Source organism: Microbacterium sp., from assembly GCF_052099035.1.
In the GTDB taxonomy this organism is placed as follows: Bacteria; Actinomycetota; Actinomycetes; order Actinomycetales; family Microbacteriaceae; genus Microbacterium.
The window spans coordinates 17,528-29,947 of record NZ_JBQDSX010000037.1; the positions used below are offsets into that span (position 1 = coordinate 17,528).

General features: G+C 65.0%; 11 protein-coding genes. 5 read left to right on the plus strand and 6 right to left on the minus strand.

The window, feature by feature from the left end; genetic code table 11:
• Positions 1–12: 12 nt before the first annotated feature.
• From ACTIAO_RS11835 to ACTIAO_RS11845, 3 genes are read right to left on the minus strand one after another with little or no spacing between them, the layout of a single operon-like run.
• Positions 13–1,032 (minus strand): Fpg/Nei family DNA glycosylase, encoded by a 1,020-nt coding sequence (locus ACTIAO_RS11835; RefSeq protein WP_441906428.1) that lies wholly within the window; start codon positions 1,030–1,032, stop codon positions 13–15.
• Position 1,033: 1 nt separating this feature from the next.
• A complete protein-coding gene (locus tag ACTIAO_RS11840) occupies positions 1,034–1,519 on the minus strand; it encodes a ribose-5-phosphate isomerase (RefSeq protein WP_441906429.1) in 486 nt (161 codons plus the stop codon).
• Between the two features lie 31 nt (positions 1,520–1,550).
• Positions 1,551–2,732, minus strand: a complete 1,182-nt coding sequence (locus tag ACTIAO_RS11845; RefSeq protein ID WP_441906430.1) for a ferrochelatase — start codon at positions 2,730–2,732, stop codon at positions 1,551–1,553.
• Between the two features lie 124 nt (positions 2,733–2,856).
• On the opposite strand from ACTIAO_RS11845, the gene pepN reads away from it, so the two are divergent.
• Genes pepN through ACTIAO_RS11865 form a run of 4 tightly spaced genes read left to right on the plus strand, consistent with a single transcriptional unit; the run spans position 2,857 to position 8,663 of the window.
• Positions 2,857–5,424 carry an aminopeptidase N gene (pepN, locus tag ACTIAO_RS11850; protein WP_441906431.1) on the plus strand — a complete coding sequence of 856 codons (2,568 nt, stop codon included), beginning with the start codon at positions 2,857–2,859 and terminating at the stop codon, positions 5,422–5,424.
• Positions 5,425–5,440: 16 nt separating this feature from the next.
• Positions 5,441–6,565 (plus strand): mechanosensitive ion channel family protein, encoded by a 1,125-nt coding sequence (locus ACTIAO_RS11855; protein ID WP_441906432.1) that lies wholly within the window; start codon positions 5,441–5,443, stop codon positions 6,563–6,565.
• Positions 6,562–7,008, plus strand: coding sequence for a globin (locus ACTIAO_RS11860; RefSeq protein WP_441906433.1), 447 nt, complete (start codon positions 6,562–6,564; stop codon positions 7,006–7,008). The genes ACTIAO_RS11855 and ACTIAO_RS11860 overlap by 4 nt, the downstream gene beginning before the upstream one ends.
• Positions 7,005–8,663 carry an FAD-binding dehydrogenase gene (locus ACTIAO_RS11865; RefSeq protein WP_441906434.1) on the plus strand — a complete coding sequence of 553 codons (1,659 nt, stop codon included), beginning with the start codon at positions 7,005–7,007 and terminating at the stop codon, positions 8,661–8,663. Before ACTIAO_RS11860 ends, ACTIAO_RS11865 begins: the two co-directional genes overlap by 4 nt.
• Here the strand turns inward: ACTIAO_RS11865 and ACTIAO_RS11870 are convergent.
• On the minus strand, positions 8,636–9,319 hold the full coding sequence (locus ACTIAO_RS11870) for a hypothetical protein (RefSeq protein WP_441906435.1): 684 nt from the start codon (positions 9,317–9,319) through the stop codon (positions 8,636–8,638). The genes ACTIAO_RS11865 and ACTIAO_RS11870 overlap by 28 nt on opposite strands.
• A 48-nt stretch (positions 9,320–9,367) precedes the next feature.
• On the opposite strand from ACTIAO_RS11870, the gene ACTIAO_RS11875 reads away from it, so the two are divergent.
• The gene (locus ACTIAO_RS11875; RefSeq protein ID WP_441906436.1) at positions 9,368–10,255 is read left to right on the plus strand and encodes an acyl-CoA thioesterase; all 888 of its coding nucleotides are present in this window, start codon (positions 9,368–9,370) and stop codon (positions 10,253–10,255) included.
• Between the two features lie 2 nt (positions 10,256–10,257).
• Here ACTIAO_RS11875 and ACTIAO_RS11880 read toward each other — a convergent pair whose 3' ends face one another.
• A complete protein-coding gene (locus ACTIAO_RS11880) occupies positions 10,258–10,782 on the minus strand; it encodes an acyl-CoA thioesterase (protein ID WP_441906437.1) in 525 nt (174 codons plus the stop codon).
• The gene (gene ettA / locus ACTIAO_RS11885; protein WP_441906439.1) at positions 10,733–12,412 is read right to left on the minus strand and encodes an energy-dependent translational throttle protein EttA; all 1,680 of its coding nucleotides are present in this window, start codon (positions 12,410–12,412) and stop codon (positions 10,733–10,735) included. The genes ACTIAO_RS11880 and ettA overlap by 50 nt, the downstream gene beginning before the upstream one ends.
• Positions 12,413–12,420 lie beyond the last annotated feature (8 nt).

Below are 12,420 nucleotides of genomic sequence, written 5' to 3' on the forward strand. Positions count from 1 at the left end.
GCACGGGAGCTCCTACGCCTGGCAGCGCGGACACCAGTAGAGCTTGCGGGCGCCGATCTCCTCGAGCACGATCTCTGTTCCACACGTACGACAGGGCAGACCTGCGCGGTGATAAACCCAGTGCCGGTCATCGCGGCTGGCCATCGCCGCACGATAGTCATCGGGCGACAGATCATCCATTGTCATCATCTGGCCGGTCTCCACACCGATCGGCAGCAGCCGCGCCCAGTCGTGCCAGAGCTCGCGCACGATCTCCTCCGGAACCTGCTTTCCCGGTGTGTGCGGGTTGAGCCGAGCACGGTAGAGCATCTCGGCACGGTAGACGTTGCCGATGCCGCTGACAACGGACTGGTCCATCAGCAGCAGCGCGATCGCCGTGCCCTTCTTGCGGACGGTGCGAACGAAGCGCTCCTCATTCTCCGCCGGATCCCCCACCAGCGGGTCAGGGCCCAGCTTGGCGACGGTAGCGAGCATCTCATCGGGTGTCTGCAGGACGCACGCTGTGGGTCCGCGCAGGTCGGCGGCCGTGATGTCGGTCATCAACCGCAGTCGCACCTGGCCGACGACGGGCGGTGGCCATTCCATCTCGTCGTCGGCGAGCCCTTTGGTCTGCTCGGACATGCGCACGTGCACGCGAGCTCTGCGCGGGGCGCCGATCGATGCGAGCGAGTTCTCGCCGGCGGCATCCAGAATCGCAGCACCATCGGCGGAACCCGGCGCGTCCAGATCTGTACCGCGCTGATTGGTCTGACCCATCCGACCATTCGCCGAGGCGATCGTGGGATCGAGCAGGATCTCCCCCGCGAAATCCCACGCACCGTACAGCCCCAGGTGCACGCGCAGCCAGAGATCTCCCTCGGTCTCGAGGAACATCTGCTTGCCGACCGCCTTGACGCTCACGGCCTCACGACCGTCGAGCACCGCGGCCCCCTCGGCGAACCGCCCCTGCGGACTCGACGCATGCAGCGTCTTGCCGATGAAGTTGCGATCGAACTGCCGCGCGATCCGATGTACCGAATGCCCCTCTGGCATATCAGGCCCGCGGGTCGGGGAGCAGTGAGCCGTCGCGCTCGAAGTCCGCGATCTGCGCGATACGACGGGAGTGCCGCTCCTCGTCGGAGAACGGTGTGCTGATGAAGCGCTCGATGAACGAGACGACCTCTTCGAAGGTGTGCTGACGCGCACCGATCGAGATGACGTTGGCGTCATTGTGCTGGCGCGCGAGTTCCGCCGTCGACAGGTTCCAGACGAGGGCGGCCCGGATGCCGGCGACCTTGTTCGCGGCGATCTGCTCTCCGTTGCCGGAACCGCCGAAGACGATACCGAGCGCCTCGATACCAGCCGTCTGATCGGCGACCACGGCCTGTGCGGCACGGATGCAGAAGGCCGGATAGTCATCGAGCGCGTCGTAGGCCACGGGCCCGTGATCGGTCACCTCATGTCCGAGTGTGCGCAGGTGGTCCTGCAGCCGGGTCGAGAATTCCAATCCCGCGTGGTCTGTGGCGATGTGGATGCGCATGCTCACCATCCTAGGAGCGTGACGACCCGCATCACGGTGCGATACCGGCGGCCGCCGGTTTGAAGCCCAGCCGTACGTTCTCGCAATCACCAGGACGCGAGACGTCGTACCAGGGGCCGAGCTCAGTGAGGTGCGGGCGCTCAGCTGCCGGGGTGCCTTCGATGCGCTCGTGGACGAGATCGATAAGACCGGAGACGAACGCCGGGTGGATGCCGGGGGTCTGCGTCCGCACCGCGGGGATGCCTGCCTGCGCAGCAGACTCCAGCGCCTCGGTGTCGAGATCCCACAACACCTCCATGTGATCGCTGACGAAGCCGAGCGGAACGATGACGACGGCCTTCGCTCCCGCTGCCGGCAGCCCCGCGATCACGTCATTGATGTCCGGCTCGAGCCAGGGCTGAGTGGGCGGACCGGAACGGGACTGGAAGACGAGCTGCCACGGCACAGTGGTCCCTCCTGTGACGGCACTAAGGTTGTCGATGATGTGGGCGGCGACCGCCCGATGCTGTGCGACGTAGGCGCCGCCCTCACCCCACTCGACGTCACGCGGGCCGGAGCGCTCAGCATCCGCCATGGGAATCGAGTGCGTGGAGAACAGCACGTGGATATCGGATGCTTCGATCCCCTGTTCCAGGAACTGCTGCACCGCAGCATCCACGCCTTCCTGGAACGGAGCGACGAAGCCCGGGTGATCGAAGAAGAGGCGGATCTTGTCGGCCGTCACCCGCTCTTCGAGACCGGCATCCGTGATCGCGCGCGCGATGTCCTCGCGGTACTGTCGATCGCTGGAGTACGAGCTGTACGCGCTCGTAGCGAGGACGAGAAGCGTCGAATGTCCATCATCGGCCGCCGCGGTGAACGCATCGGGGAGATAGGGCTCCCAGTTACGGTTCCCCCAGTAGACAGGCAGGTCGATGCCGCGGCGGGACAGCTCGGACTCAAGAGCCGCCTTCAACTCGCGATTCTGCCCATTGATCGGACTCACTCCGCCGAAGTGCCGGTAGTGGTGAGCGACCTCTTCGAGGCGTTCATCGGGGATGCCGCGCCCACGGGTGACGTTGCGCAGGAAGGGGATGACGTCATCCTGACCTTCGGGCCCGCCGAAACTCGCCAGCACCAGCGCGTCATACGCGACGGGCGTCTCGATGAATTCGGAGCCGCCTGCGGCAGCGGGGGAAGCGAACAGGACACTGATCTGATCGGTCTGAGTCACTCCCCCATCATTCCATCCCTGCGCACCGCCATCGGTCGCGTCCTGGCGTAGGCTGTCATGGTTGCCGTCGGCGCCAGCCGCGTCGGATCTAGGCGATACCCCCGAACCCCTGGGAGAAACAGCTGTGCCTGGAGAGAACCTCACCCGTATCGAAGCGCAGGAGCGCCGCGCACTCATCGACACGCAGTCGTACGAGATCTCGCTCGACCTGACCAAGGGCGCCGAAGTCTTCGGTTCCCGCAGCGTCGTACGCTTCACGGCGACGCCGGGCAGCTCCACCTTCATCGATCTGGTCGATTCCGACGTGCGTGAGATCTCGCTCAACGGCGAGCAGCTGGACCCGGCAGAGGTGTTCGCCGAGTCGCGGATCGCTCTGGCGGATCTGCAGGAGGAGAACGTCCTCGTCGTCGACGCCGACTGCCGTTACACCAACACGGGTGAGGGCCTGCACCGTTTCGTTGACCCGGTCGATGACGAGGTCTACCTGTACTCGCAGTTCGAGGTGCCCGACTCCCGCCGCGTCTTCGCGGTGTTCGAGCAGCCCGATCTGAAGGCCACGTTCCAGTTCACCGTGACCGCTCCGGATGCGTGGAAGGTCATCTCCAACTCCCCCACGCCTGAGCCCATCAACCACGATGAGAGCAGCACGGCAACGTGGGGCTTCGAGCCCACCCCGCGCATCTCCTCGTACATCACGGCCCTCGTCGCGGGGCCATACGAGTCGACCTTCTCGGAACTCACGAGTTCCGATGGACGCGTCATCCCGTTGGGTGTGTACGGCCGCAGGAGCCTGTGGGAGCACCTGGATGCGGATTACATCTTCGACAAGACTCGTGAGGGCTTCGCCTACTACGAGGAGAAGTTCGGCGTCGCCTATCCGTTCGCGAAGTACGACCAGCTCTTCGTCCCGGAGTTCAACGCCGGAGCCATGGAGAACGCGGGAGCGGTCACTTTCACGGAGACGTACGTCTTCCGGAGCAAGGTGACCGATGCCGTGAAGGAGCGTCGCGTCGTCACGATCCTGCACGAGCTCGCGCACATGTGGTTCGGCGACCTCGTCACCATGAAATGGTGGAACGACCTCTGGCTGAACGAGTCGTTCGCCGAGTGGGCATCGACCATCGCCACCGCCGAAGCCACCGAGTGGACCGAGGCGTGGACGACCTTCAACGCGATGGAGAAGAGCTGGGCATACCGTCAGGACCAGCTGCCCTCCACGCACCCGATCACCGCAGAGATCAACGATCTCGAAGACGTGCAGGTCAACTTCGACGGCATCACGTACGCCAAGGGCGGTTCCGTCCTCAAGCAGCTCGCCGCATGGGTCGGCATCGATGCATTCTTCGCGGGTGTCGGACAGTACTTCCAGAAGCACGCATGGGGCAACACCGAGCTGAGCGACCTGCTCACCGAGCTCGAAGCGACAAGCGGCCGCGACCTCAGCACCTGGTCGAAGAAGTGGCTCGAGACGGCTGGTGTCAACACGCTCTCCCCGGTCATCACCGAGGACGTCGATGGTCTGATCACGCGCTTCGCGATCACCCAGACCGCGCCTGCGGACTACCCGACGATCCGTCCGCACCGACTCGGCGTCGGCTTCTACAACCTCGCCGACGGCACTCTCACACGCTCGCACTACATCGAGATCGATGTCGATGGCGACCGCACCGAGGTGCCCGAACTGCAGGGTCAGGAACGCCCGGACCTCGTCCTGCTCAACGACAACGACCTCGCCTACGCGAAGATCCGCCTCGACGAGCGCTCCCTCGAGACGGCCATCGCCCACCTCGGCGACATCTCCGATCCCCTGGCCCGTTCGCTGATCTGGGGAGCCGCGTGGGATCAGACCCGTGACGCGGAGAGCCCCGCATCCGACTACGTCGACCTGGTTCTCGGAAACATCGGCCGCGAGACCGAGTCGACCACGCTGCGCACCACGCTGGCACAGCTGCGCACCGCGGCAACGCTCTATGTCGACCCGACGCAGCGCGATGCCACACGGTTGAAGATCGCAGATGCCCTGTGGGACCTCGCCCACAGCGCACCGGCCGGCAGCGACAGCCAGCTGCAGTTCGTCACCGCGTTCGCATCCTCCCTGGTGAACTCCGAGCACGCGGGGATCGTCGGACGCCTGCGCTCGGGTGAAGAGTCGCTGCCAGGGCTCGAGATCGATGCGGACCTGTCGTGGCAGCTGCTGGTCGGACTCGCCTCGATCGGCGCGACGGATGCCGCGACCATCGATGCTTCCCTCGCCGCCGACAACACGTCCAAGGGTGCAGAGTTCGCAGCCCAGGCACGTGCGGCACTGCCGACGGTCGCAGACAAGCGGGCCGCCTGGGCCTCTCTCATCGACAACGCTGATCTGCCGAACACGATCGTGCGTTCTGCTGCGGCCGGTTTCGTGCACCCGAACAGCGTCGGCGTTCTCGGCGAGTTCGTGCAGAGCTATTTCGACATGCTCGTCGAGATCTGGGAGTCGCGCACCTATCAGATCGCCAACTATCTGATCGTCGGCCTCTACCCCACTGCGCTCGGCAACACCGAGCTGCGTGAGGCGACGCGCACCTGGCTCAATGAGAACAAGGATGCTGCTCCTGCGCTTCGCCGCCTGGTCGGTGAGGAACTCGCCGACGTCGAGCGTGCGCTCTACGCGCAGGCACTGGATGCCGAGGAGCCCGATCCCATCGACTGATCGATAGGATCAGAGCGTGCCACTGATCCCGTTCGAGACGCCTCCGGAACCGACACCGGTTCTCGATGACCTGGCGAGCTTCTGGGGTTCGGTGCTCAAGTGGCTGGTCGAAGCAGGACAGAACGTCCTGCAGGTGCTCCTGACCGTCATCGTCTGCATCATCGTCGCATTCCTGCTGCGCCTGGTGATCCGCCGGATCGTGCTCCGCATCGTCCGAAGTGCGAAGTTGAAGGCGAATGTCGACGACACTCAGGCGTTTGAGCGATCTCCGCTGGCAGATATGCGCCTCGTGCAGCGGACGCGAACCCTCGGCACCATTCTGCAGAACATCGTCAATGTCGCCGTCGCGATCGTGGCACTGGTTCTCATCACCAATCTGCTCGCCCCCAGCCTCGTCGGCTCTCTCACCCTGCTGACCGCGGCGATCGGTGCTGGTCTCGGGTTCGGCGCCCAGAACATCATCAAGGATGTCCTCAATGGCTTGTTCATCGTCGCCGAGGACCAGATGGGCATCGGCGACATGGTCGATATGGGCCTCGCCTCCGGTGTCGTGGAATACGTCGCGGTCCGCATCACGCACGTGCGCGATGTGAACGGCACTCTCTGGTACGTCCGCAACGGTGAGATCACCCGCATCGGCAACATGTCTCAGGGATGGGCGCGGGCGATCGTCGATATCGGCGTGCCGGTGGACGCCGATGTGCCTCAGGTCGAAGAAGCCCTGCTCGCAGCGGCCAGCGGCCTGATGAAGGATGCGAAGTGGCGCACCCGCATCATCGAGCGTCCCGAAGTCTGGGGCCTGGAATCGATCACGGGCGATGCGCTCATCATCCGCGTCGTGCTGAAGACGCGTGCCACCGCAATGGACGATGTCGCGCAGGAACTGCGCATACGGCTGAAAGGCGCGATCGAAGCGCTCGACCTGACCATCCCGTCAATGGCCTCCGTCGTACCGGACGGCATCGAAGGCGCGCGACGGGTTCGCGGTGCCAACCCTCCGACGACGAGACCGAATGCCGTCACCGGAGTACCGGCGCCGATGCGCGGCATCTGGCGCAAGAAGAGCCCCAACCCGCCACCTGAACCACCAGACCACCCGGAACCACCAGCACACCCGGAACCACCAGAGGCGAGGAAATGACCTTCTACGACGAAGTCGGCGGGTACGCGACATTCGAACGCATCGTGGACGGGTTCTATCGCGAGGTCGCCCAAGATCCCGTGCTGAAGCCGATGTATCCCGAGGAGGATCTCGGGCCGGCAGCGGAGCGGTTCACGATGTTCCTCGTGCAGTACTGGGGCGGTCCGACCACGTACAGCGAACGGCGCGGGCATCCGCGACTGCGGCTGCGTCACCAGCCGTTCCGAGTCGACCCCGATGCACGCGACCGCTGGTTGCGGTGCATGCGCACCTCTCTCGACGAGGTCCAGCTCTCGCCGCTGCACGATGCGACGCTCTGGGACTATCTGGAGCGCGCCGCATATGCCATGGTGAATACGCTGCCGTCAGTCCCCAGCCCAGCTGAGGGGCGAACGACGCTCGACGCACGCAGCGCCAGTCAGGATTCAACGGAGAACGCATGACGACCACACCCCTGTCCGCAGATGTCCTGGTTATCGGATGGGGACTGGCAGGGCTGGTCGCAGCCTCTGAGGCCGCCGCACTCGGCCGGAGCGTGATCATCGTGGACCAAGAGCCGAGATCCAACCTCGGCGGTCAAGCATGGTGGTCGTTCGGTGGGCTGTTCCTGATCGACTCGCCGGAGCAGCGTCACATGGGCATCAAGGATTCACTGGAGCTCGCGACGCAGGACTGGTTCGGAAACGCCGGATTCGACCGCGATGAGGACGAATGGCCTCGCCAGTGGGCCGAGGCATACCTGCAGTTCGCCGCGGGCGAGAAGCGTTCCTGGCTGCGCGAGCGCGGCGTGGGCTTCTTCCCGGTGGTCGGCTGGGCGGAACGCGGCGGGTACGGCGCCATCGGCCCCGGCAACTCGGTGCCTCGATTCCACATCACCTGGGGCACCGGCCCCGGAGTCGTCGCTCCCTTCGATGAGGCCGTGCACCGCGCAGAGGATGCCGGAACGGTGCAGATCCTCCCCCGTCACCGCGTGAGCGAACTGATCGTCGACGGCGGAACCGTCGTCGGTGCCCGTGGCGAGGTGCTCGCAGACAGTCCAACCGCTCGCGGGATCTCATCCTCCCGCGAGATCGTCGGTGATTTCGAGATCTCGGCCGGCGCGACGATCGTTTCCTCCGGCGGGATCGGCGGCAACCACGATCTCGTGCGCGCGGCCTGGCCAGCCCGGCTCGGCACCCCGCCCACGCACATGCTCTCCGGGGTACCGGCATACGTCGATGGATCGATGCACGCCGTGTCCGAGGCCGCCGGCGCGCACCTGATCAACGGAGATCGGATGTGGCACTACGTCGAAGGCATCCAGAACTGGGATCCGGTATGGCCGAAGCACGGCATCCGCATTCTTCCGGGGCCGTCGTCGCTCTGGTTGGACGCCACCGGCAAGAGGCTTCCCGTCCCGCTCTTCCCTGGCTTCGATACGCTGGGCACGCTGGAGCATCTGCGACAGACCGGCCATGACCACTCCTGGTTCATCACCACGCGGCAGATCATCGAGAAGGAGTTCGCGCTCTCGGGCAGCGAGCAAAACCCGGACCTCACCGGCAAGGACATCGGCCTGCTGCTCAAGTCGCGCTTGGCGAAAGGCCCGACTGGGCCCGTCCAGTCATTCCTCGATGAAGGCGCCGATTTCATCGTCGAGAACGACCTGGAATCCTTGCTCGAGCAGATGGCCCAGCACGATGGTGGAGACGTTCTCGATCGCGAGCATGCCCGCCGCGAAGTCGTCGCACGCGACCGCGAGATGGATAACGAGTACACGAAGGACGCTCAGATCGGGATGCTGCGCTCGATGCGCGCCTATCGTGGCGACAAGCTCATCCGCACCGCCGCACCGCATCGGCTGCAGGATCCGTCCGCGGGGCCGATGGTTGCCGTCAAGCTGCATGTGATCACACGCAAGTCGCTCGGCGGCATCAAGACGGATCTCGATGGGCGGGCGATCGGTGCCGACGGCGCCGTCATCCCCGGGCTCTTCGCAGCGGGCGAGGCCAGCGGCTTCGGCGGCGGCGGCGTGCACGGCTATCGCGCACTGGAAGGTACTTTCTTAGGCGGGTGCCTGTTCTCCGGCCGTCAGGCCGGACGCGCAGCCGGACGCTGAGCACCGGTATCGCGCACGGCGGTCAGGCCGGTGGCGACGGGACCGCGTGAGAGCACATGCCCGCGACGGAAGCCGAGCCGTGTCCAGCGTCCGGAGACAGTCACCGGCACCTGCTCTTCACCCGAGATGAACCCGAAGGCATGCGCGGCGAACGCGACGCCACGGGGAAGCCCGCCGAGGTCCTCATCGGGCTCACCCCAGATCGCTGCTCGCAGCGCACGTACGGCTTCCTCTCCGGATCCTGGTGCTGCACCTCGTGCGACAGCGGAGATCCCCCACTGCGCGCGCTGTGCGACGATATCGGCGCCGAGGTCACTCGCCCGCACCCAGTCCGAGCGTGGCGGTGCGACGCCCGCCCAGGCCGGCGAGCGTCCGGTCTCCGGGAGGCGTAGCATCCGCTCATCGTCATCAGGTGCCAGCTCATCGACGACGATGTCGCATTCCAACTCGGGGTCGGCATGAACGATGCGCATGGCCAGGATCGTCGGCGTCTGATCGAAAAGACCTTGGGGTGCAAGCGCTGCGGCAGTCATCGCGAGCACTCCTCCGGAGGCCTGCAGGCGCACGCCATCATCGGAGATCTGGTTCGCCCTGCCGAGGAAGGTCAGCACGTCCTTCGCGGTATCGGAGTCGGCGAGAACGAGACGGGTGTGCACGCGTTCTAAACTACCAAGGACGCAACAATCGTCGCAGGAGGGAGCGCCATGAGCGCAGATGCGCGGGCTCGGACCCCGGTCGACCAGCTGATGGAAGTACTGGATCTCGATGAGAGCCAGGCGAGGACCACCGAAGACATCTTCACCGGTTGTTCGCAGAGCATGCCGACCGGACGCATCTACGGTGGTCAGGTCCTCGGGCAGTCGCTGCTTGCCGCAGAGCGCACCATGCCCGCAGATCGCGCCGTGCACTCGATGCACGGCTATTTCCTGCGCCCCGGCGATTCATCCCAGGGCGTCACGATCGCCGTCGACCGCATCCACGACGGTCGCTCGTTCTCGACCCGACGCGCGCAGGCTTACCAGAACGGCGTCCCGATCTTCTCAATGATCGCGTCGTTCCAGGATGAGGCTCCCGGCCTCGAACATGCGGAGCCGATGCCTTCGGACGTGCCGGCACCAGAGGACCTGAGCCCGGATGAGGAGCTTGTCGACGATACCGACCCACAGGCTCTGCGGATGCTCGCCGAGCGTCCGGTCGAGACGCGGCATGTCGAGACGCCGATCTATCTGTCAGCCGATGGTAAAACCATCCCCCATCAGGCCGTCTGGATGCGTCTTCGTGCACCGATGCCCGATGATCAGCGGCTGCATCGCGCCGCGTTGGCGTACCTCAGCGACATGACCATCCAGGAGTCGATCCTGCGTGCGCACGGCATCCACTGGGCAACGCCCGGACTTAAGGTCGCAAGTCTCGACCACGCGATGTGGTGGCATCGTCCGGCGCGCGTCGACGAGTGGATGCTGTACGTCCAGAGCTCCCCGAACGCCCGTGGTGGCCGGGGCCTTGCCACCGGCCGCATCTACACACGTGACGGTGTGCTCGCGGCCAGCGTGAACCAGGAGATCATGATCCGCGTGCCGGACGTGCGCTGACGCTACCGGCGATGCGCGTAGACGAGCGGGTCGCCGACGTACCGACCCCAGATCTCGCGCATCTCGTCATTCACTCGCGTCGGCCGCCCGCTCACGGCATCCACGAGAACGACGACCGCCGTCGAACGCGCGTAGAGGATGCGCTCGGCGCTTGCCGGGTCGTTGAAGACTTCGTAGCAGACCTCGACGCTGGAGCCGCCGATCTTGCCGAACCACATCTGCACCTCGAGCGGACGGCGCTGGTAAGGAACCGGGGCGAAGTATTCGATCTCCTGCCGGGCGATGAGCGTGAGTACGCCCTGGTCGATTCCGGATTCCAGCACTGCCGTCTCGGGCGCGTCCTCACCCGGCGCTGCCTTCCAGAAGGCGCGTACGCGTGCTTCTTCGAGGAGCTTCAGCATCGAGGTGTTGTTGACGTGATTGAACGCGTCAAGATCTCCCCACCGCAGGGCGATCGGGATGTGCAGCCGGCGCGCCTCAGTCACGCGTGAGCTTGCGGTGCGTGGAGCGGTGCGGGTTCGCGGCATCCGGCCCGAGGCGTTCGATCTTGTTCTGCTCGTAGGACTCGAAGTTGCCCTCGAACCAGTGCCACTTGGCCGGGTTCTCGTCGGTGCCCTCGTAAGCAAGGATGTGAGTGGCGATGCGGTCCAGGAACCACCGGTCGTGCGTGATGACGACGGCGCAGCCGGGGAACTCGAGCAGGGCGTTCTCCAGCGAGCTCAAGGTCTCGATGTCGAGGTCGTTGGTCGGCTCGTCGAGGAGCAGCAGGTTGCCGCCCTCTTTCAGCGTCAGCGCGAGGTTGAGGCGGTTGCGCTCACCACCGGAGAGAACACCGGCCTTCTTCTGCTGATCCGGGCCCTTGAAGCCGAACTTCGACACGTAGGCGCGGGACGGGATCTCGGTCTTGCCGACCGTGATGAAGTCCAGTCCGTCTGAGACGACCTCCCACAGGTTCTTGTTCGGGTCGATGTTCGCGCGGGACTGATCGACGTAACTGATCTTGACCGTCTCACCGATCTTCAGATCACCGCCGTCGAGCGGTTCCAGGCCGACGATCGTCTTGAACAGGGTGGTCTTGCCGACGCCGTTGGCGCCGATGATACCGACGATGCCGTTCGGGGGAAGGCTGAAGCTCAGGCCATCGATGAGGACGCGATCGCCGAAGCCCTTCTTGAGCTTCTTCGCCTCGATGACCACGCTGCCGAGACGAGGGCCAGCGGGAATCTGAATCTCTTCGAAGTCAAGCTTCCTGGTGCGCTCCGCCTCGGTCGCCATCTCTTCGTAGCGGGCCAGACGTGCCTTGGACTTGGTCTGGCGCCCCTTGGCGCTGGAGCGAACCCACTCGAGCTCGTCCTTCAGGCGCTTGGCCAGCTTGGCGTCCTTCTTGCCCTGAATGGCGAGGCGCTCGCCCTTCTTCTCGAGGTAGGTCGAGTAGTTGCCCTCGTAGCCGATCAGCCGGCCGCGGTCGACCTCGGCGATCCACTCGGCGACGTTGTCGAGGAAGTACCGGTCGTGCGTGATGGCGATGACAGCGCCCTTATAGGCCTGCAGATGCTGCTCAAGCCAGAGCACGCTCTCAGCATCGAGGTGGTTGGTGGGCTCGTCGAGCAGAAGCAGATCTGGCTTCTGCAGGAGAAGCTTGGCGAGTGCGACGCGACGCTTCTCGCCACCGGAGAGCGGTGCGATCGCGGCATCGCCGGGCGGGGTGCGCAGAGCATCCATCGCCTGCTCGAGCTGTGAATCGAGATCCCAGCCGTCGGCGGCGTCGATCTCTTCCTGCAGCGTGCCCATCTCGGCGAGCAGGGTGTCGAAGTCGGCATCCGGATCTGCCATCTGCGCAGAAATCTCGTTGAAGCGGTCAAGCTTCGCCTTGATCGCGACGCCTTCCTGGATGTTCTCCAGCACGGTCTTGCTCTCATCGAGCTCCGGCTCCTGCATCAGGATTCCGACGGTGAAGCCCGGGGTGAGCTTCGCCTCGCCGTTGGAGGGGTGATCGAGTCCCGCCATGATCTTGAGGATCGTCGACTTACCGGCACCGTTCGGGCCGACCATTCCAATCTTCGCTCCGGGAAGGAAGGACATCGTCACGTCGTCGAGGATGAGCTTGTCACCCACTGCCTTACGCGCACGAACCATCGAGTAGATGTACTCAGCCACCGAAAACC